Raw genomic sequence first — 20,186 nt, forward strand, 5'->3', positions numbered from 1 at the left:
AATATTCAAACGGGTCTAACCATGATGTTTTTAGCTACCTGTTCACTGATGGTGAGAGAAGGTGCGTGTTTCATTTTTATTTCGATGGAATTGTCATATTCATAATGAGCAACAATTTCCAGCTGGGTGCCGAGGCGGATGCCTTTGGCATTAAGGAAGGCCAGCAGGGCGACTGACTGGTCTGTAACGGCCGTGACCACCAGCCGTTTGGCGTTGGCCTGGTCCAGTGAAGTCTGCGGGCGTGGTTTAGCCATCCTGCCATGAGCGTCGGGGATGGGGTCTCCATGCGGGTCTACGGTCGGATTGCCCAGGTATTCACTGAGCCGGTTGGTCAGTTTTTCACTGCGTACATGTTCCAGCTCTTCAGCCAACTCATGCACTTCCTCCCAGCTGAAAGCCAGCTTGTCTACCAGAAAGCACTCCCACAGCCGGTGACGGCGTACAATCTGCAGGGCTGTTTTACGGCCTTCGGCGGTAAGGGTGATGCCTTTATATTTCTCATAATCTATCAGTTGTTTCTCTTTTAACTTCTTAGCCATATCGGTTACAGAAGCCGGTTTGGTATCCAGTTCATACGCCAGGGCGTTGGTAGTCACGGCTGTATCCCCTTCCTGGAGCTTATATATGGCCTTCACGTAGTTCTCTTCTGCAATGGATAAGTTCATATCGTCTAAAAAATTATTTAGACAAATCTAAATAATTTTTGTGAACTTTTCCCTATCCGGTATGTTTTTTGATTTTAGCTGCGCACATATAAAAATTATATCTAACTTTTCGCCCTGAATCAACTTTTCATGAAGCGTTACCTGTTATTATTATTGACAATTGTTGCACTGGCAGCCTGCAAATCCAAAAAGAAACCTGGCAGAGGCGCTGATGAGCCGATGACATTCGAAGACTTCCAGGAATTGTTTACCCCCGGAACATTACCGTATAAACTGAATGCAGACTCCCTGCAGCTGAAACAGGCCGATTCACTGGCCGTTGGCGTGGCAGACGTGGGCCGCTTCCTGACAGACACCCTCCTGATGGGGGATTACGGTAAAACAGAAAAAGTAAAGCTGTTTCCCCTGACCCGTATGCAGGGAAATCTGACCAACTACATGGTCATTAAAGCAGTAGGCCGGACACAAACCACTGGTTATCTCTGTATACTTGACAAAAAAGGAAAATACCTTAACCGTTTGCGTATAGCCAATACCGGTAGTGCCGATGGTACTGTTATCTCCACTTCCATCGACAGTAAAAATGTGATCAAAGTAAGCTCGGAGAAAAAAATGAGCGGCAGCAATACCGCACTGAAAGAAGATTTTTATGCTGTGAACAAAGATGGCTCTGTACAGTTGATCATGACCAATTCCAATGGTCCTACCACACCCGGTCAGATCTTCAATCCCATCGACACATTGCCCCGCAAGCATAAATTCTCCGGTGATTATACTTCCGGCGACATGAGCCTGATCTCCATCCGTGATGGTGAAGACGGAAAAACCTTCCAGTTCTTCATTACTTTCTCTAAAGACAATGGCAACTGTAAAGGAGAACTGAGTGGAAAAGGACATTATATCGCCGGCAACAGAGGAGAGTACAAAGACAAGGAATCGTCCTGTGGTATTGCCTTCCAGTTCTCTGCCGGCAGGGTTAATATCCGGGAGATAGGCGGCTGTGGCGCTTACCGCGGTATTAAATGTTTCTTTGAAGGAAACTATGCTAAAAAAGCAGAGAAGAAAAAGAAGAAATAATCATTATTTAGAAAGATAAAAAGAGAAGACCGAAGCGGATAACATCGCTTCGGTCTTCTCTTTTTATGGAGGATATTATCTAACGGATTTCAAACTTTTCCAGTATTTCCTTCACCACCTGTGGGTTGGACTGCACATTCAGAAACTGGTAGTAAGATGCGCGGGTGACAGGCTTAAAAGCTGTAGCATCAGCCATACAGCCAGCCATATAAGTTGTTTCATCTGTTGGTGTTTAAGGGTTGGGGGATGTTGTGGAAGCTAAGGTAGGGATTAAAATAAAAAAGCCATTCAGTAGTACTACTGAATGGCTTTGTGTGGGAGCTACTGGATTCGAACCAGTGACCCTCTGCTTGTAAGGCAGATGCTCTGAACCAGCTGAGCTAAGCTCCCGGAAAAAGATCTTTTAAATGACGATGAAGTGTGTGGGAGCTACTGGATTCGAACCAGTGACCCTCTGCTTGTAAGGCAGATGCTCTGAACCAGCTGAGCTAAGCTCCCTAAAAAAGATCCTTTCAATAATTCAAAAAACTGAAGTGTGGGAGCTACTGGATTCGAACCAGTGACCCTCTGCTTGTAAGGCAGATGCTCTGAACCAGCTGAGCTAAGCTCCCTTCTTTCTTGTTTACCATTGAGCCTTTCGTTCGATGGGATTGCAAAGGTATAAACTATTTTTATTCTACCAAATATTTTTTGAAATTTTATAAAGTTGTTCGCTTCAAACCCTTTATTGTAAAGGGTTTGAAGCAGGTGAAAAATATTTGTCGTTGCTGATATGATTGATGAATTGTATACATAATGTATGATGATGCACCTTATTTTTTAGGTCCTTTGAAGATACGTTTGAACGCTTTTCCGAGTTTGTTCAGATTGGCCAGTTGCTCCTGTATAGGTGCCAGGGTAAGGTCATCAGGTTGCAGTCCTGCTTCCAGGTAATCAATTTCCGTTTGTTCCGGATACAGCAGGATAACATTATTGTCTTTGAAGTGACGGCTTACTTTAGCCGGAATATTTTCCAGGTAAGCGTGATAAGACAGTGTGCCTTTGCGGGCCGTCACCACTACTACCAGGTCATCACGGGTTACTTCACGGGAGAGGATCAGGAAATCCTCGATGGTTTCGAATTGTTTGAAAGTGACTTCCACGCTCAGTTTGGACTGTGTGATAAATGCTTCTGTAAGGGACTGTGTTCTGGCGTTGGAAAATACCAGCAGTTTGGCGCCGGCCTGTTTGGCCAGCAGAAACATTTTCTGCATATAGTGCAGGAATCCCAGTTCATATTCTGTATTGGGCGGCAGTACCAGCACCATTTTTTTAGTAGTGTTGAGCGGGTACAGGAAGTTGCACACATATACCGTTTCCCATACACTCTGCAATACGTTGTCCATGGTGGTACCGAAGATATTGCCGAAGAGGCGGTCGGTGGTGCTGGTTTTGTCTGTCCAGCCGAGGATCACGTCGCTGATCATCAGTTCCTTGGCGGCACGGGCAATGCCATCGGACACGTTGAGGTCGATGCGGGTGACCACCTGCACATTGCTTTCCGTGGCAGCTGCATGTATGATGGCTTTTTCCATCATTTTATTGGTCAGATGGATCTTGTCACGCGCTTCTTCATTGTCCTGTACCACTGCCAGCGGATAGATCGGCGTAGGGGCGTTGGCGTCTTTGATCATCACGGCAAAGTCCAGCAGTGCTTCGATACGTTCGGGATTGGAAACGGGCACCAGTATACGTTCCGGCTGGTCCGGCAGTTCCGGTTTTTGTTCCGCTTCCTGCAGCGCCAACCGGCGTCCGGCATTTTCAGTAACGAAAGAACCTACCAGGCAGGTGATGAGAATGAGCACTACTGTGCCGTTGAGCACATGTTCATCTACAATGCCCATATTAAAACCGATAAGGATCACCGCGATGGTGGCGGCGGCGTGTGCGCTGCTCAGGCCGAAGATCACATTCCGTTGGGTAGGACTGTATTTAAAGATCAGCTGTGTGAAGAAAGCGGCGAACCATTTACTGCTGAGGGCCATGACGGTGAGGACGCCTGCAATGATGAGCGCCTCGGGGCCTTTGAGCAGTACGCGCAGGTCTACCAGCATGCCTACACTGATCAGGAAAAACGGAATAAAGAGGGCGTTGCCTACAAACTCGATGCGGTTCATCAGCGGAGAGGTATGTGGTATCAGCTGGTTGAGCGCCAATCCGGCGAGAAACGCGCCGATGATGCCTTCCACACCGGCCAGTTCCGCGAGGAAGGCAGAGGCGAACACGAGGGCCATCACAAAGATGAAGTGGGAGGTTTTATCGTCCTTGATTTTCTTAAAAAACCAACGGCCCAGCATCGGCATCAGCCAGAGGATGATCCCGGCGAATATGGTCAGGGAAATGCCCAGTTTCACCCAGAAAGCAGTATTGAGGTTGCCCGCCTGCGCCCCGGTGATAACGGCCAGGATAAGTAGTACGGCGGTATCGGTAATGATGGTGCCACCTACGGCAACGGTCACGGCTTCATTTTTGGTAATGCCAAGCCGGCTGGCCAGCGGGTAGGCTACCAGCGTATGGGTGGCGAACATGCTGGATACCAGCAGGGTGGCCTTGAAGTTAAAATGCAGCACATAGGTACACACCACAAAACCGAGCAGCAGCGGGATGAAGAAGGTCAATGCGCCAAAGACCATACTGCGGTAACGGTTCTTGCGGAACTCAGTCATGTCCAGCTCCAGGCCGGCCAGGAACATGATATACAGCAAGCCTGCCTTGCCAAACAGATCGATGCTGCCCTTTTCGATAATGCCGAAACCGTGATCACCAATAGCCATACCGGCAAGTATCAGTCCGATGATACTGGGGATACGGAATTTGCGGAGGATAATCGGGGCCAGCAGAATAATAAACAGTACCAGTGAAAAAATAGGTACCGGATCTTTCAGGGGCAGATGGGTATCCATCAATAAAACCAAGCTATGGACCATATAACACATTGTTATTTTGTTTATTGTCTGATTACCATTTCTGCACCGCACAGCGGCACAAAGCAGCGAATATGAAAATAAACAAATCTTAAATAATCATTTCTCTGGGTCAAATATGAATAAATTAACGAATAATCCATGTAATTTTGCGTAAAGCTTTATTTAAAAATGAGCGAAAGAACTAATACACAGGTATTTACGGAAGAGCTGGAGGACATACTGGTGGCAGAAGATGAGCAATTTCCCTTCAGCCTGGTGGTGTGGAATGATGATGTCAATACCTTCGACTGGGTGATCGCTTCCCTGATTGAAGTATGCGGCCACACCCACCAGCAGGCGGAGCAATGTGCCCTGATTATACATCACAATGGTAAATATGCTGTGAAGGAAGGGGAATATCACAAGCTGCACCCTATGTGGGAAGCGCTGGTGGAAAGAGGTATCAGCGCCACTATCGAAGAGATGGCGGACCGCTAACCGATTATATTGTTCATGCCCGTTTTCCGTCTCAATAAACAATTACTTTTCCCCCCGGTACATCTCGCTGAGCCGGATGGCCTGCTTGCCGTAGGTGGTGACCTCTCTATGGAAAGGTTACTGCTGGCCTACCGCTCCGGTATTTTCCCCTGGTTTGACGAACGACCTATACTCTGGTGGAGCCCCGATCCCCGTTTTGTGTTGTTTCCGGCTGACCTGAAAGTGTCTTCCAGTATGAAGCAGGTACTGCGCCGCCAACAGTTCCGCATTACCTATAATGCTGATTTCCCTGCCGTCATTGCGCGTTGCAGCCGTATTCCCCGCCGCGGGCAGGACAGTACCTGGATTACGGATGAGATGCAGCAAGCCTATATCCGTTTGCATCAGGCAGGCTATGCCATGTCTGTGGAAAGCTGGCTGGATGACCAGCTGGTAGGCGGCCTCTATGGTGTAAAAATTGGTCCCTGTTTCTTTGGCGAATCCATGTTTTCAGATGTAAGCAACGCTTCCAAAGCGGCTTTCATCACTTTTGTACAGGCTTATGCAAAGGAGCTGAAGCTGATCGACTGCCAGGTGGAAACGGAACATCTCGCCTCGCTGGGCGCGGGTTTCATTCCCCGTGAAACCTTCCTGGAACTGATAGAAGTGCCCTGATTTTTGTAGCTTTGTGGTGACTCACCGACCCCATTTTTCCACTTAAATTTTACTGCCATGAAAAAAGTGATTTTATCTTTGGCCGTAGTACTATTTTCCAGCTTTATCGCGCTTCCCCTGCGATTTACAAAGGATGATGAAACCAAAGCCCAATTGATCAACCGGCTGAAGGACTCAAAGAGCGATTTGCTGAAAGCTGTTGCAGGGCTGACGGATGCCCAGTTGGAATTCAGGCCGGCGCCTGATCGCTGGTCTATCATCGATTGTGTGGAACATCTTACCATCATTGAAAAAGTCATGACGGACGCTGAGAAGAAACTGGTAGGAGAAATGCCTAATCCGCAGAAAAAGAAAGACCTGAAATATACGGACGAACAGTTGGTCAAGATGGTGGAAGATCGCAGCCAGAAACAGAAAACACCGCCATTTGGGATGCCTAAACACAACTATGCTTCTCCTGCAGATGCCATCAATGCATTTGTGGCACAAAGAGACCAGTTGATTGATTATGTGGCTAATACCAAAGACATGCTGCGGGCGCATATTACCAATGATCCCAACCTGGGCTACGTAGATGCGTACCAGTTATTGCTGTTTAATGCTGCCCATACGATGCGGCATATCAAACAGATTGATGAAGTAAAGGCTGATCCGGGTTTCCCGAAATAATTGCGCCGTTGAAAACTACCGCAGTTCCCAGTCTACCAGCTGATTGACCCATTCCTCGCGGAAGTGGGTGGTCACGCGGATGTAGTTATCGGTATAACCTTCCATCATGCCGTCTTTGCTGTGACTTTCAAACAGTACTTTGCGGGTTTGATTCAGGTGTTGTTCCTGGAAGTACTGTTGTTTTTTGTGGCTGAGGTTACGCAGTTGTTTATTGCGTTCGTGGCGAATATTGACCGGCACTACAGGATTGATATCGAGTGCGGGGGTGTTGGCCCTTTCGGAGTAAGTGAATACGTGCAGATAAGACACATCGAGATCGTGGAGGAAATCGTAGGTGTCCTGGAAATGAGCATCGCTTTCAGAGGGGAAGCCAACGATCACGTCCACGCCGATAGAGCAGTGTGGCATGAACTGTTTGATGAGCGCTACTTTTTCCGCGTATAGTTCGCGGCGGTAGCGGCGGCGCATGAGGCCCAGTATTTCGTTGTTGCCGCTCTGAAGCGGTATATGGAAATGAGGCATGAACCGTTGGCTGTTGGCCACGAATTCAATGATCTCATTGCTGAGCAGGTTGGGCTCTATGGAGGAGATGCGGTAACGTTCGATACCTTCCACTTTGTCCAGTTCCTGTATCAGTTCATAAAAAGTTTCTTCTCTTTTTTTGCCGCCGTGGAGGCCTTTGCCGAAGTCGCCAAGGTTTACACCGGTGAGCACAATTTCTTTTACGCCGTTGGCTGCCAGCTGAACGGCATTTTCTACTACGCTGCTAACACTATCACTGCGGCTTTTACCTCTGGCCATGGGAATGGTGCAGAAAGTGCAGCCGTAGTCGCAACCATCCTGTACTTTCAGGAAGGTACGGGTACGGTCGTTAACGGAATAGGAAGCGTGAAAGGTATTGACATCTTCGATGTCGCAGGAGCAGATTTTAGCGCTGTTGCCTTTGGTGAGCGTTTTCAGGTGCTCGGTGATATTGAATTTTTCCGCGGCGCCCAGTACCAGGTCCACCCCTTCGATAGAAGCGATTTCCTGTGGTTTGAGCTGGGCATAACAGCCGGTGATCACCACCATGCTTTCCGGGGCGCGGCGCTGGATACGACGTACCAGTTGCCGGCATTCCTTATCGGCATTGTCGGTCACAGAGCAGGTGTTGATGACATACACATCTGCCGTATTCTCAAAATCCGTTTTAACAAACCCATCCTGTTCCAGCAACCTGCTTAAAGTGGAGGTTTCTGAAAAATTCAGCTTACAGCCGAGTGTATGAAATGCTACTGTTTTAACCTGTTCCATAAAGGAGGGCAAAGGTAGGAACTTTTTATGTCATAGTTTGGTAAGTAATTATTAAGTAATTTAGGGCCGCTTTTCTTAAAAGGTGAGTCTGTTAATCGAATATGAGATCATTGCAAAAGTACCTGCCCGTTATTTTACTGGGATTATTATTGTTTGCCGGCTGGCATCAGGAATGGTGGAAAGGAAGCGATAAAAAAGCTTCTGCGCCAATTACGGACAAGCCCGTAGTAACACCTTCCGGCAGGATGTCTGCCAATGTATCAGCAGGAGCGCTCAACCGTCAGGCACGGCTGGAATATACCAGGCATGCCATTTGTCGGATGGATTGCCGTCATGTGACAAAGGATGAGGTGCAGGAAATCCTGTCAACCGGCATCATCAACCCGGAAAAATCCAATCCGAACGACCAACCATGCCCAACCTATGCACTGGAAGGCTATTCTCACGAAGGGCAGCACCTTCGTATTGTTTTTGCCCCCTGTGACCAACAGCACGCGAAAGTGATCACCTGTATTGACCTGGAAAAGGACTGGACCTGCGCCTGCGAATAGGCGCTCACAGAGAAATAGCGTCTTTGCGGGAAAAAAGTCGTAGTTTTCCGCCATCATTCACATTTCTACAAGGCGTTTATGAATTTTCTATTGAAACCGTTGCGTGTAATTTATGTTGTGTACGCCGCTATCGTTTTCCTCTCCATCATGTTCCTGATCCTGCCGCCAATTTTTCTGGCGTCTTTGCTGGGGAAGGAAAAGGGTGGAAATATCATTTTTTATTTCCTGCGTTTCTGGGCGCATGTGTGGTTTCCGGCAGTAGGTATGCGGGTTACCCGTAAATATGATGGTGAAAAGGAGAAAGATAAAGAACCTTGTATTTATGTGGTGAACCACCGTTCCTACCTGGACGCGGCCATCGCGGTAAAAGTAATGCGGTTACCGTTCCGCCCGCTGGGGAAAGTGGAAATGGCCAAAATTCCGGCATTCGGTTTCATTTATAAAAACTCTGTGGTATCAGTGGACCGGTCCAATGCGTCGGCCCGTGCACGGAGCGTAAGGGAGATGATGAGCGCCCTCAAAGCCGGTATCTCCATCCTCGTGTTCCCGGAAGGGACCACCAACGAATCCAATGAGCCGCTGCGCCCGTTCCACAACGGCGCCTTCCGGATGGCTATTGAAATGCAGATTCCTATCAAACCAGTGTTATATGTTGATGCCGGAGACCGGTTACCTCATACCGGCCCTATGCATCTGAACCCCGGCAAATGCCGCGTGGTGTTTCTGCCTGCCATCCCGGTGACAGGGCTTACCCTCGATGATATCAACACCCTGAAACAACAGACCTACGAAATCATGGACAGGGAGCTCCGGAAATACCGCCATTATCCAACATTGCAACCCGTAGGATGAAGTACGCTGATGTAATACTCCCGCTGGCCCTTCCTAAAAATTACACTTATGCAGTCCCTGAAAGCATGGAACATGCTTTACAGCCGGGAAGCCGTGTGGCAGTACAGCTCGGAAAACAAAAAAAATATGCGGGCATCGTGAAAGCGGTGCACGAACAGGCGCCTGCCTATAAGACCAAGCCACTGCTGGATATGCTGGACAAAGACCCTGTCGTATATCCTACACAGTTAGCTTTCTGGTCGTGGATTGCCAGCTATTATATGTGCAGCGAAGGAGAAGTGCTCAACGCGGCTCTTCCCGCGCACCTGAAGCTTTCCAGCGAAACACTGTTGTTATATAATGATGCCTACGGCGATGATTTTACCGCCCTCGATGATGATGAATACCTCATCGCGGAGGCATTGCATATCCGTAAGGAACTGCGCATTGAAGAAGTGCAACTGATCCTCGATAAGTCAGAAGTATATTCCGTCATCAAAAAACTGATCGAGAAAAAAGTATGCCTGATCTACGAAGAGCTGAAAGAAGTTTACAAGGAAAAAAAGGAAAACTTCGTACAGCTGCATACAGACTATCACGATGAAGCACAGCTGGCAGCGCTCTTCAATGATATGGGCCGCGCACCCAAACAGATGGAGCTGCTCCTGGCCTACCTGCACCTGCAGAAAACAGAAGGCAGCGTAAAACAAAATGAACTGCTGAAGAAATCAGGTGCTACCACGGCGCAACTGAAAGGGCTGGTCGACAAAAATATTCTCTGGATAGAAAAAAGAACGGTCGACAGGATCCGTACCGGTAAGGTAGACACACAAATAGACTTCAACCTGAGCCCTTCGCAGGAAGTGGCTTTACTGGCTATCCGCCGTCATTTTGAAGATAAACAGGTAACCCTGTTGCATGGCGTTACCTCCAGCGGCAAAACACAGATATATGTGAAGATGATGGAAGAGTGCCTGGCCTCCGGCCGGCAGGTGCTGTATCTGTTGCCCGAAATAGCGCTCACCGCGCAGATCATTACCCGGCTGCAGAAACATTTCGGCAGCAGTATTGCCATCTATCACTCCCGCTTCAGCAACAACGAACGGGTGGAGATATGGAACAAAGTCAAAAACGGAGAAGTGCAAATTGTGCTGGGAGCCCGCTCCAGCCTGCTGTTGCCTTTCCGTGACCTGGGACTGATCATCCTCGACGAAGAACATGACGCCTCCTATAAACAACAGGACCCTGCGCCACGCTATCATGCACGTGACGCGGCCATCTATTATGCCAGCCTCTTTAAAGCCAAGGTGCTGCTGGGTTCCGCCACACCGGCACTGGAATCCTATTACAACGCGCGGCAGGGCAAGTACGGGCTGGTAGAGCTGAACGAACGTTTCGGCGGTATTCAGATGCCTGCCATCGAAGTGGTGGACATCAAACAGGAAATGGCCGAAAAGACCATGGACGGCAATTTCACGCAGGCATTAAAAACAGCGATCTCCCAAAGTCTTACAGACAAAAAACAGGTGATCCTTTTTCAGAACCGGCGTGGATACGCACCGTTCCTGCTGTGTACCACCTGTGGCTGGATACCGCATTGCAAACAATGTGATGTATCACTGACGTATCATCGTAACCAGGATAAACTACACTGCCACTACTGCGGCACACGTTATCCTTACGTGTATACCTGCGAGGCCTGCGGTTCTCAGTCACTCATCCCGAAAAGTTTTGGTACTGAAAAAATAGAAGACGATCTGCAACAGCTGTTCCCTGAAGCACGCATCGCGCGTATGGACGTGGATTCTATCCGTAATAAGGACAGCCATAATAAAATGATCCGTTTGCTGGAAGAACAGGAGATCGATATCCTGGTGGGCACACAGATGGTGGTAAAAGGACTGGACTTCGATAACGTAAACCTCGTGGGCATCCTCAGTGCTGATAGTTTGCTGAGTTATCCCGATTTCAGGGTGAATGAAAGGGCGTTTCAGCTGATGGAACAGGTGAGCGGCCGTGCCGGCCGTAAACATGGTATGGGCAAAGTGTTGATACAGGCCAGCAATACCCGTCATCATATCCTGCACTTTGTGAGAGAGCACGACTATAAAAGCATGTATGAAGCTGAGATCGAGGAGCGGCAACAGTTTGGCTATCCGCCGTTTTTCCGGGTGCTGAAGCTCACGTTGAGGCATAAGAACCAGCAGGTGGTGGAGCAGGCAGCGCAGATACTGGCCAGCTGGCTGCAACCGCATATCGGCGCGCAGCTCGTAGGACCGGCAGCGCCGCTGGTAGCAAGGGTCCGGAACAACTACCTCCAGGAGATGCTGGTTAAACTACCCCGTGACAGCAGAGTGATCGCTCACGTAAAACAGGTGCTGCGCGAGTATTTCGTGCAGTTGCTGGCGGAGAAACGTTTCCGTTCTGTGGTAATTGTGCCGGACGTAGACTGTGTATAACTATTGTTTTTTCACCAGTGTGAGCTGCTGCAGCTGTATTTTTCTGAACCGATCGAGAATACTTCCCAATACTTTTTTGTCTTCCCCTTTTAACTCACTCTGGCTGTACCATTCGATGATAAAGATGTGCAGCCGGCTGTTTTCTTCCTCACATCTCATTTTGAGCCCAAGCACGTTGTTATGGGAGATGTCTGCCGTGAAGGCTGCTTTGTCTGCCAGCGTATATCCTGCCGGCAGATCGATGTGTACCCGTTTTTCCTGGTAATAGGGGAAGGCCAGTTGTACCGGTTTATCACCTTCCGGGAGATGGTATTGGTAGTTTTGAACGCCGGCTAATAACTGGCCGATGCTAAGCAGGTAATGGTCGCCATCCTGAACAATGAGGGCTGGCGTTTCCAGGGTGCTGTTGATCACGACGGGTTTGTCGAGCGGTGCATTGGTGAATTTTTCATTCTGGGCTTCTACAGACACGATGGTGCGGGCGCCTGGAATAAAAGGCAGCAGCGCGTTGAAGATATTGTTGCGTTCTTCTGTGGTGGTGGCCTGTATGAAGGCGTTTTTAGCATTGCTGCCGCCGTAGCCGCCGAAAGACTGCGTTACTTTCCATACCGGGTGACTTAAAGAGCTGAGGCTGGCTTCCAGCGTGCTGTTGCTGAACGTGTACTGCGGCTGCGGTGTCATGATGAAATCGGTGAGCACCTTGCTTTCTGTGCCTGCGAGCGTATCACGGCAGCGAAGCGCGAGCGTATTGCTCCACAGGGCCGGGTAACACGGATAACGTGTATTCATCTCCGTAGGGGCCAGTGCTTGTTGCTGGGATGGGAAGTACAGCAGGAGGTTGTTGGCCGCGGCACGGTTTACCAGGTCTTTCTGTAAGGGGATGGTATCCCGCGAAGCGGTAGCCAGCAGCTGTACAGGGATATTCAAGGTGTAATATGCTGCCATCATGAGTTTCACCATGCCATTCCTGTCTGTTTGTTTGGTACGGATGATAGTGCTCAGGTCTTGCGGTTCATAAAAATCACTGGCAGGCCGGAGGCTGTAGTTCGTTTTGATATGTTGTTCTACCAGGTAGATCAGCTGCGGCACGGGGAGGCGGTATTTCAGAAAGGGCCAGCGGTCCAGTTCTTTCTCCAGTTGCTTCTGTTCGTTTTTATTAACGGACACATAAGGGATATAGAGGTCCTGCCCGAACTGTTGCCAGGAGAGGCGGGTAGTATCCCTGCCTTCCACGGCGGTGCTCAGGGCAAAATCGATGCGTTGCAACTGCGGCAGGAAGTAATAAAAATCATTGTTTTTCAGCGCTGGTACCTGATGCAGTGCTATCCTGTGGTAGTGGTTGTTGCCAGCCACACTGTCTGTAATGCCGGGTACACCGTTGGCAGCATGAAAATTGAATTGCAGGTTGCGGGGCGCTACCAGCATAAACTGTGTCTGTCCGCTGGCGATGCCTGACTGGAGGTAATCAGCGCCGGCGTAATCGAACATTTCTTTGAGGCTCAGTTCATATTCCAGTTCACCGCCGGCTTGTACCTGGATATTGTTGACTATCACTGCCGTGCGGCCATCATTGAGTTTGAGGGACCTGGTCTGATCTGTCAGGTTGATGATTTTACCATCGGGGGGGAGGGACCGGATACGGAAGCCACGCAGCAATTCATTGTTTTCCAGCGTCAGCGCCAGTTGCGTGAGACTGTCGGCCGCTGCGGTGGTATTGATATGTATGCTCTTGTAAATAGTTTTGTAGTGTGTGGCGGCTTCTGCTTTATCACGATTGGTGATATTGAAGTCGCGCGCTATCTTATAGCTGGTGATGTAATAAGGTGCTTCAGCGGCGGCGCCGGTAAGCGTAACCGTTTCAGGGCGTGCATTGTCTTTCCAGGTATTGGGGTAGTAATTGTTGATCTGAGCGGATGCTAACAATGGTAAGCTGGCAATGCATATAACGGAGAGAAAGAATATAAGTCGTTTCATGATAGCGAAGGTATCTAAATTCCTAAATTTTGTATGGCATCGGATTCAAAGATGTGTATACCCGGATCATACTGTTTGGCAACCCTTACCATAGCATGGGCTACGGTAGCGGCTTTGATGCCACGGTATTTCTTCCAGCGGCCTTGTAACAGGAAGTAGAACAACTGGATAAGATACTTGCCCAGCCATTCTCCGAAACGGAATTCCTTTCGCTCGCCGATGAGAAAAGAAGGCCGGAAAATGTAGGTGCCGATAAAGCCTATGGCCAGGATGGCTTCTTCCGTTTGTCCTTTGGTACGCAGGTAGAAATTGGAAGACCTGGGATTGGCGCCGATGGAAGAGATCATCAGGAACTGTGGTATGTCCTTGCGGCGGGCGATGGCCGCGCATCTGGTGGTGATGCCGTAATCCACTGCCCGGAAGTTTTCCTGCGTACCGGCTTTTTTGATGGTAGTACCGATGCAGGAAAAAAACACATCTCCTTCAATCGCAGCTGTCAGGCCTGGTTCGTCATCGAAGTCAACGACGACGCTTTCCAGTCCCGGATGCTGATGGGCCCAGGGCTGGCGTACCAGCACCTTCACCTTGCTGAAGTAATTGTCCTGCAACAGTGCGGCTACCAGATGGGTACCGGTAAGGCCTGTTGCACCGATGACGATAGCAGTTTTCATACAATTTCTGATATATTTGCCTTTATATAAAGTTAAGCTATTATGGTATCAGAAAATGTGTTGCTGCAATCCTATAATACATTTGGCATCCCGGCAACGAGCCGTTATTTCGCTTCCTTCGACAGTGAAGCTGCGTTGCTGACCTTGCTGGATGAGCCACGGGTAAAGGGATTGCCCCGGATGATCCTCGGAGGCGGCAGCAACATCCTGTTTACGCAGGATTTCAATGGGCTCATGCTCAAAAATGAAATCAAAGGCATGAAGGTGGTAGACGAAGATAACGACCACGTATATGTGAAAGCTGGTGCCGGCGAGAACTGGCATAGCTTTGTGCAATACTGCCTGGCTGCTGATATGGCTGGCCTGGAAAACCTGTCGCTGATACCGGGCAATGTAGGCGCCAGTCCCATGCAGAACATCGGCGCTTACGGTGTGGAGATAAAAGACACGTTCCACTCACTGGAAGCAATACACCTGGAAGACCGCAGGGTAGCCACTTTTACGAACAATGACTGTGCATTCGGGTACCGCGAAAGCATCTTCAAAAAACAATACCGTAATCAGTTTGCTATTCTGAGCGTTACTTACCGGCTCAATAAAACACCCCGTTTTAATACCAGCTATGGCGCTATCAATGAGGAACTGGAGCGTATGGGCGTAAAAGAACTATCGATACAGGCGATCAGTCAGGCGGTGATCAATATCCGGACTTCCAAGTTACCTGACCCCGCTAAAATCGGAAATGCCGGCAGCTTCTTCAAGAATCCGTCTATAGATGCGGCCAAATATGAAGCACTGAAAGCGGCGTTTCCGCAAATCGTGGCGTATCCGTTGGCCGACGGGCATTTCAAGCTGGCAGCGGGCTGGCTGATAGAGCAGTGCGGCTGGAAAGGCTACCGCGAAGGCGATGCGGGCGTACATGCCAAACAGGCGCTCGTGTTGGTCAACTACGGTCATGCAAAAGGCAGTGAAATTTACGCATTATCCCAACGGGTGGTGGATAGCGTGAAAGAGAAGTTTGACGTGGAACTGGAACGTGAGGTCAACATTATGTGATCTGTTACAAAGTGATAAAAGCAGCAGGGTTATGGAAGTCCATAACCCTGCTGCTTTTTATCGTTTAATGGATTGTATGATCTTATCCGCATGATCGCGGGAGTTTTCGATAAACCACACATGTGTGTCCATGCCACCGCAAACCACGCCGGCCAGATAGATGTGCGGCATATTGGTTTCCATGGTCAAAGGATTGTACACGGGCAGTTTTTTACCATCATCGGAGAGTTGGATGCCTGCTTTCTCCAATAGTGTAAAGTCGGGCTGATAGCCGGTCATAGCGATCACAAAGTCATTGGCAAAAGTCATTTCCCCTTCCGGTGTGTTGATGGTCACCGTTTGTTCTTCGATGCTTTTGATGGTAGAATGGAAATAGGCTTTGATAGACCCTTCCTTGATCCTGTTTTCGATATCCGGTTTTACCCAGTATTTCACTCTTTTGCCGATCTCATCTTCGCGGATGACCATGGTTACCTGTGCGCCTTTGCGATAGGTTTCCAGCGCTGCGTCCACGGCTGAGTTGTGGGCACCTACCACCACTACCTTACGGGTAGCATAGTAATGCGGGTCTTTATAGTAGTGTGTGACTTTAGGAAGATTTTCGCCTGGTACGTCCAGCATATTAGGGATATCATAGAAACCGGTAGCGATGATCACATGCCGGGCATGATAGGCCATTTTGGTGGTGGTGATGAAATACTCGCTGCCATTGCGCTGTAGCTCCCTTACTTCTTCAAACAGGTTGATATTAAGTGCTTCCGAAGTGGCCACGCGGCGGTAGTATTCCAGCGCTTCCGGCCGTGAGGGCTTGGGATTGATGGATACAAAAGGAATACCGCCTATTTCCAGTCTTTCTGACGTAGAGAAGAAAGTCATGTACAGGGGGTAGTTGTAGAGCGAGTTGACAAGGCAACCTTTTTCGATGATGACATAGCTGAGCCCTGCTCTTTTTGCGGCCAGTCCGCAGGCTATTCCAATGGGTCCTCCTCCTATTATCAGTACGTCGTAAGCAGCGATCATAATGTCGTTTATTTTATAGTCCGGCCAGGTAGTCCAGCAGCCGGAACATGGTTTGATTGTTTTCGTTGGCCAGGTGCAGGTATTGTTCTATTTTCTCAGGGCTCTGCACGAAGGGTGCGCTACGTTGAAAAACGTCGGTATTGTAGCGTAATATTTCCAGTATGGCAGCGCTGTTCATTTCCATATGAAACTGCAGTCCGATGACACGGTCGCCGTATATGAACGCCTGGTTGCTGCATGCGGCTGATGCGGCGAAGCGGGTGGCGCCGGCGGGCACATCGAAGGTGTCGCCATGGAAATGGAAAGTATTGAGGCGGTGGGGCAATACTTTTTCCAGTGGTGCGGCCTGTTCCTGAAACGTAATGTCTATCGGGAACCAGCCGATTTCCAGTTGTTTATGCGGATATACATTAGCACCCAACGCATGCGCCAGCAGTTGTGAACCGAGGCAGATGCCGAGTATTTTCTTTCCCTGGTCAATCGCTTCCCGGATAAGGCTTGTCTCGGTCGGTATCCACGGATATGGTTCATATACGCCCATGGTGCCTCCTACAATGATGAGCAGGTCGGCATCTTCCAGGCCGGTGGTATCAGGTGCTTCATCGTACCAGCGGGTATGGCTGGTGGTATGTCCTCCCTGGGCTATCCAATCTGCAATGCTGGCCAGGCCTTCAAAAGGCACGTGTTGAAAATAGTGGATATGCATGGTTAGTGTGGTAAATGGTTATTCGAAGATACGTTGCAATCCTGAAGATTGATAACCCGAATTTACCAGCGGAGAGTGGTTATTTCAGTTCGCTTTTCACCACCCTGAAGTATTCATAGCCTTTCATCTTTTTGCTTTTCTCACCGAAATATTGTTGACGGTATTTATCAGCGCCGCCATCGTAACGAACGATCATGTTACGTTCATGCATAAACGCGGTGATGTTGTTTGGGTCGAGGCCATAGTCCCAGTTTTCGCCGGCGCGGCGCAGAGTATCGTTGATCCGGGAGAACCCTGGGTATTGTTTGGGATTCTCCAGTACGGCCTTATCGGGGTAGGTGACGATTACCTGTGTGCCGGGAGGAAAACTGCGAATAAAGCCGAACATGGCTTCCGCGTGACGGGCTTCCAGGCGCGTGGAGAGATTTTCCCAGAGAAAGAGTGTTTTATTGTAATGGCGTTGGTTGAGGACATAAGGAGAGATGACATCGGCGAGGTATTGTTTGTTCATGTCCAGTTTGACATAATCCGGATGCACAGCAGGAGATTCGATCAGTTCCCAGAGGCGTGTTCGTTTGAAGTGTTGTGTGTCCGGGTGGTCTACCTCAACAAAACTGACCGGTTTATCGATTTGGAGACGGTATGCCCTGGTATCGAAGGTGGCGCTGAGAATGATGATCTGATTGATGCCTTCTTCGCGGACCGCCTGTATCACCATATCATCTATCAGTTTGGTGCGGGCGATGGCAGCGGTGTGCGTGCCGGGCCAGCGTAGCTGGATATAGGCTGCCAGCAGTTTCCGGAAAAAGGGAATACGACAGCCGGAAACCAGCGTCTGATGATAGCCGGATAAAAAGGCTGCTGCGTACGGATCATGAAAAAGCCGCTCTTCAGCTGGTTTGGTACTCTCAATGGCCCGGAAGATAGCCATGTAGGTCCCGGACTTGGTAGATGGCGCCTTACTCATAAGGACTTTAACTTGGTGGTTGTGTGGTGAATAGTTCTTCAGGGAGATCTCGGTCGTCTATTGGTTATTTTTTCACTTGACTTGGATATCAAATATATCGTAAAATAATCAATCTGAATCCGGGAAAATCACCCCCTTTTTTATCTCACCAGTTGAAGGATAGCCATCAAAGCGCCCACACTGATACATACCCAGAGCAGAACGCCCTGTAGCAGTGGCTGCCAGCCTATTCCCCGGAAAGCCTGCCGGGTAAGGCCGGTGCCAATCAGGAAGAGCGTGAGGGACAGGGCGGTTTTGGCGCTGTGCACCAGCAAAGGGCCAACGGTGCTGATGGCAGGCACCCAGGTGTTGACCACCATGGCCAGCAGGAAAAGGCCGATGAACCAGGGTATTTTTATTTTACCGTTGCTGTTTCGGAAAAGCAAGGTGGTAATAAACGCGACCGGCATAATCCAGAGGGCACGGGAGAGCTTAACGGTGGTGGCTATCTGCAAAGCCGTTTCGCCGTATTTGTTGGCGGCGCCTACAACAGAACTGGTGTCGTGGATGGCAATAGCGCTCCACATACCAAATTGTTGCTGGGAGAGGTTTAGCCAGTGTCCCACCGCTGGAAATACAAACAAGGCGAGGGAGTTGAGCAGGAACACGATGCCCAATGCCACAGAGATCTGTTTTTCCCCTGCTTTGATCACCGGGGAAATGGCCGCAATGGCGCTGCCGCCGCAGATGGCCGTTCCACATGCGATCAGGTGAGAGGTTTGTTTTTCTATTTTCAGCAGCCTGCCGGTAATGAGGCCCAGCAACAACGTGCCGACGATAGACACGATGGTGAACAGGAAACCGGCTTTACCTGCCTGTAAGGCAGCATGCGCGTTCATGCCGAAGCCCAGTCCTACTACAGACAGTTGTAGCAGCCAATGGGTTATTTTAGGGGTGATGTGCGCAAAAGGGTTGCCGGTAGTTTGTGCCAGCGCCAGTCCGAGCAACAGGGCTATGGGCGGTTGCACCACCGGCAGCAGCGTGGCGGCTGCCGCAGCGATAAAGATAACTTTGGATAAATGAAGGTCTTTGTGTGTATGTCCGGTCTTTTGTAATTGCATAGCAGCATTGATTTTTCAGACACAAAGGTCTGTTCATTTGCTGCCGGAGTCAAATGGTCAAAAGTGATATCCCATAACTTTTGGTTATGACCTTAATTAGTCTGCCGCGACGATAAACTTATTGAACTTACCTGCAAAGTCTTCCTGAAGGCTCTTTTCGATGCCACTGAAGTATTGGATGGTAAAGTCGCGTTGCAGCCTGCGGGAGGTAGTGCCGGGCAGTTCGAGGGGGCGGGAATGTATCACGCCGATCAGCTGTTTACCCTGGCAAACCAGTACCACGCGATACATCGGGCTGGGGTCATCGATACCACTTTCGTAGTTGAAATACAGGGTGTAGGGGCGCAGGGATTTTTCTTCTTCCAGTTTAAAATTGTGGATAAAGGCCTGCATGTCTTCTTCCCGGTGATCTTTATGTTCCCGGAGATAGTTGATCAGCGCTGTTTCTATCACGGTGCCGCCGCGAATGTTTTTCTTTTCCGTATAGCCGTTAAGGGTAGCCCACATTCTTTCGCCATTGGTGGCTACGGGGAGGCGTATATCTTTTTCCAGTACGCCTGCGTCTGTACCGTTGATCTTCAGTTGACGGCCTTTGCGGAACAACGGCTTGGTATATTCGGTGGAGGTAATGTCAATATCTACACTGACAGGGTACCAGCCGTCTTTCAGCGGGGCGCAGTGGACCGGTATATAATCGGCTAAGGTGGCGATGACATCACCCTTGGGACCGGAGCGGATGACCGTACCGGGAGATACTCTTTCTCCGATAATAGCTGCGCCAACGCTGGCTGCGAGTTTTTTGTTGGCAGGTTTCTTTTTGGCAGTGGTAGTGGCAGCACCGGTGTTGGTTTCGTCTTCATTACCAAACCTGCTGTGTTTATCTGAATGGCAGGCAAACAAAAACATTACCAGCGCCAAATAACAAAAATTCTTCATAATTGATTGGTACACAGAATCTAAGATAGCTAAAATTATCCAATCAGCGCTTGTTTCAGGTGGTACGCAGGAATTGGATATTTTTACGCAGATTAAATTTTTTACGTTGATACC

19 protein-coding genes and 3 tRNA genes are annotated in these 20,186 nt (G+C 49.3%); 8 read left to right on the forward strand and 14 right to left on the reverse strand.

The window, feature by feature from the left end; translation table 11 throughout:
* Positions 1-5 precede the first annotated feature (5 nt).
* Positions 6-665 carry a metal-dependent transcriptional regulator gene (locus HHL17_RS09425; RefSeq protein WP_169224478.1) on the reverse strand — a complete coding sequence of 220 codons (660 nt, stop codon included), beginning with the start codon at positions 663-665 and terminating at the stop codon, positions 6-8.
* A 129-nt stretch (positions 666-794) separates the two neighbouring features.
* Between HHL17_RS09425 and HHL17_RS09430 the strand changes: the two genes are divergently transcribed.
* A complete protein-coding gene (locus HHL17_RS09430; RefSeq protein ID WP_169224479.1) occupies positions 795-1,742 on the forward strand; it encodes a hypothetical protein in 948 nt (315 codons plus the stop codon).
* A 79-nt stretch (positions 1,743-1,821) separates the two neighbouring features.
* Here HHL17_RS09430 and HHL17_RS33710 read toward each other — a convergent pair whose 3' ends face one another.
* From HHL17_RS33710 to HHL17_RS09450, 5 genes are all read right to left on the reverse strand, one after another.
* Positions 1,822-1,950, reverse strand: a complete 129-nt coding sequence (locus HHL17_RS33710) for a hypothetical protein (RefSeq protein WP_262889026.1) — start codon at positions 1,948-1,950, stop codon at positions 1,822-1,824.
* Positions 1,951-2,057: 107 nt separating this feature from the next.
* Positions 2,058-2,132: transfer RNA gene (locus HHL17_RS09435), tRNA-Val, on the reverse strand.
* A 33-nt stretch (positions 2,133-2,165) separates the two neighbouring features.
* Positions 2,166-2,240 (reverse strand) — tRNA-Val (locus HHL17_RS09440).
* Between the two features lie 38 nt (positions 2,241-2,278).
* Positions 2,279-2,353, reverse strand: a tRNA-Val gene (locus tag HHL17_RS09445).
* A 201-nt stretch (positions 2,354-2,554) separates the two neighbouring features.
* Positions 2,555-4,708: a cation:proton antiporter gene (locus HHL17_RS09450; RefSeq protein WP_169224480.1), complete on the reverse strand. Its 2,154-nt coding sequence runs from the start codon at positions 4,706-4,708 to the stop codon at positions 2,555-2,557.
* Between the two features lie 168 nt (positions 4,709-4,876).
* Here HHL17_RS09450 and HHL17_RS09455 point away from each other — a divergent pair, with 168 nt between their 5' ends.
* The 3 genes from HHL17_RS09455 to HHL17_RS09465 are packed head-to-tail and all read left to right on the forward strand — an operon-like array spanning position 4,877 to position 6,508.
* A complete protein-coding gene (locus tag HHL17_RS09455) occupies positions 4,877-5,185 on the forward strand; it encodes an ATP-dependent Clp protease adaptor ClpS (RefSeq protein ID WP_169224481.1) in 309 nt (102 codons plus the stop codon).
* Positions 5,186-5,200: 15 nt separating this feature from the next.
* The gene (gene aat / locus HHL17_RS09460; protein ID WP_169224482.1) at positions 5,201-5,839 is read left to right on the forward strand and encodes a leucyl/phenylalanyl-tRNA--protein transferase; all 639 of its coding nucleotides are present in this window, start codon (positions 5,201-5,203) and stop codon (positions 5,837-5,839) included.
* 57 nt (positions 5,840-5,896) lie between these two features.
* Positions 5,897-6,508: a DinB family protein gene (locus tag HHL17_RS09465; RefSeq protein ID WP_169224483.1), complete on the forward strand. Its 612-nt coding sequence runs from the start codon at positions 5,897-5,899 to the stop codon at positions 6,506-6,508.
* Positions 6,509-6,523: 15 nt separating this feature from the next.
* Here HHL17_RS09465 and mtaB read toward each other — a convergent pair whose 3' ends face one another.
* Positions 6,524-7,801: a tRNA (N(6)-L-threonylcarbamoyladenosine(37)-C(2))-methylthiotransferase MtaB gene (mtaB, locus tag HHL17_RS09470; protein ID WP_169224484.1), complete on the reverse strand. Its 1,278-nt coding sequence runs from the start codon at positions 7,799-7,801 to the stop codon at positions 6,524-6,526.
* A gap of 101 nt (positions 7,802-7,902) precedes the next feature.
* Here mtaB and HHL17_RS09475 point away from each other — a divergent pair, with 101 nt between their 5' ends.
* The 3 genes from HHL17_RS09475 (at position 7,903) to priA (ending at position 11,642) form a co-directional block, all read left to right on the forward strand.
* Complete coding sequence (locus tag HHL17_RS09475) at positions 7,903-8,352, forward strand: DUF4258 domain-containing protein (RefSeq protein ID WP_169224485.1); 450 nt, start codon at positions 7,903-7,905, stop codon at positions 8,350-8,352.
* A 78-nt stretch (positions 8,353-8,430) separates the two neighbouring features.
* Positions 8,431-9,204 (forward strand): lysophospholipid acyltransferase family protein, encoded by a 774-nt coding sequence (locus HHL17_RS09480; protein WP_169224486.1) that lies wholly within the window; start codon positions 8,431-8,433, stop codon positions 9,202-9,204.
* Entirely contained in the window at positions 9,201-11,642 is a 2,442-nt protein-coding gene (gene priA / locus HHL17_RS09485) for a replication restart helicase PriA (RefSeq protein WP_169224487.1), read from the forward strand. Before HHL17_RS09480 ends, priA begins: the two co-directional genes overlap by 4 nt.
* On the opposite strand, the gene HHL17_RS09490 is transcribed toward priA, so the two are convergent.
* Both HHL17_RS09490 and HHL17_RS09495 read right to left on the reverse strand, forming a co-directional pair.
* Entirely contained in the window at positions 11,643-13,616 is a 1,974-nt protein-coding gene (locus HHL17_RS09490) for a hypothetical protein (protein ID WP_169224488.1), read from the reverse strand.
* A gap of 14 nt (positions 13,617-13,630) precedes the next feature.
* Positions 13,631-14,287, reverse strand: coding sequence for an NAD(P)H-binding protein (locus tag HHL17_RS09495; RefSeq protein ID WP_169224489.1), 657 nt, complete (start codon positions 14,285-14,287; stop codon positions 13,631-13,633).
* A 42-nt stretch (positions 14,288-14,329) separates the two neighbouring features.
* Between HHL17_RS09495 and murB the strand changes: the two genes are divergently transcribed.
* Positions 14,330-15,343, forward strand: a complete 1,014-nt coding sequence (gene murB / locus HHL17_RS09500) for a UDP-N-acetylmuramate dehydrogenase (protein ID WP_169224490.1) — start codon at positions 14,330-14,332, stop codon at positions 15,341-15,343.
* Positions 15,344-15,400: 57 nt separating this feature from the next.
* Here the strand turns inward: murB and HHL17_RS09505 are convergent, their stop codons facing one another.
* The 5 genes from HHL17_RS09505 to HHL17_RS09525 form a co-directional block, all read right to left on the reverse strand.
* Positions 15,401-16,363, reverse strand: coding sequence for a YpdA family putative bacillithiol disulfide reductase (locus HHL17_RS09505; RefSeq protein WP_169224491.1), 963 nt, complete (start codon positions 16,361-16,363; stop codon positions 15,401-15,403).
* A 13-nt stretch (positions 16,364-16,376) separates the two neighbouring features.
* Positions 16,377-17,069: a type 1 glutamine amidotransferase gene (locus HHL17_RS09510; RefSeq protein ID WP_169224492.1), complete on the reverse strand. Its 693-nt coding sequence runs from the start codon at positions 17,067-17,069 to the stop codon at positions 16,377-16,379.
* 79 nt (positions 17,070-17,148) lie between these two features.
* Positions 17,149-18,036: a class I SAM-dependent methyltransferase gene (locus HHL17_RS09515; protein ID WP_169224493.1), complete on the reverse strand. Its 888-nt coding sequence runs from the start codon at positions 18,034-18,036 to the stop codon at positions 17,149-17,151.
* A 140-nt stretch (positions 18,037-18,176) separates the two neighbouring features.
* Complete coding sequence (locus HHL17_RS09520) at positions 18,177-19,136, reverse strand: YeiH family protein (protein WP_169224494.1); 960 nt, start codon at positions 19,134-19,136, stop codon at positions 18,177-18,179.
* A 96-nt stretch (positions 19,137-19,232) separates the two neighbouring features.
* Positions 19,233-20,072 (reverse strand): hypothetical protein, encoded by an 840-nt coding sequence (locus tag HHL17_RS09525; protein WP_169224495.1) that lies wholly within the window; start codon positions 20,070-20,072, stop codon positions 19,233-19,235.
* Positions 20,073-20,186 lie beyond the last annotated feature (114 nt).

It is taken from the genome of Chitinophaga fulva, from assembly GCF_012927205.1.
Taxonomy (GTDB): domain Bacteria; phylum Bacteroidota; class Bacteroidia; order Chitinophagales; family Chitinophagaceae; genus Chitinophaga; species Chitinophaga fulva.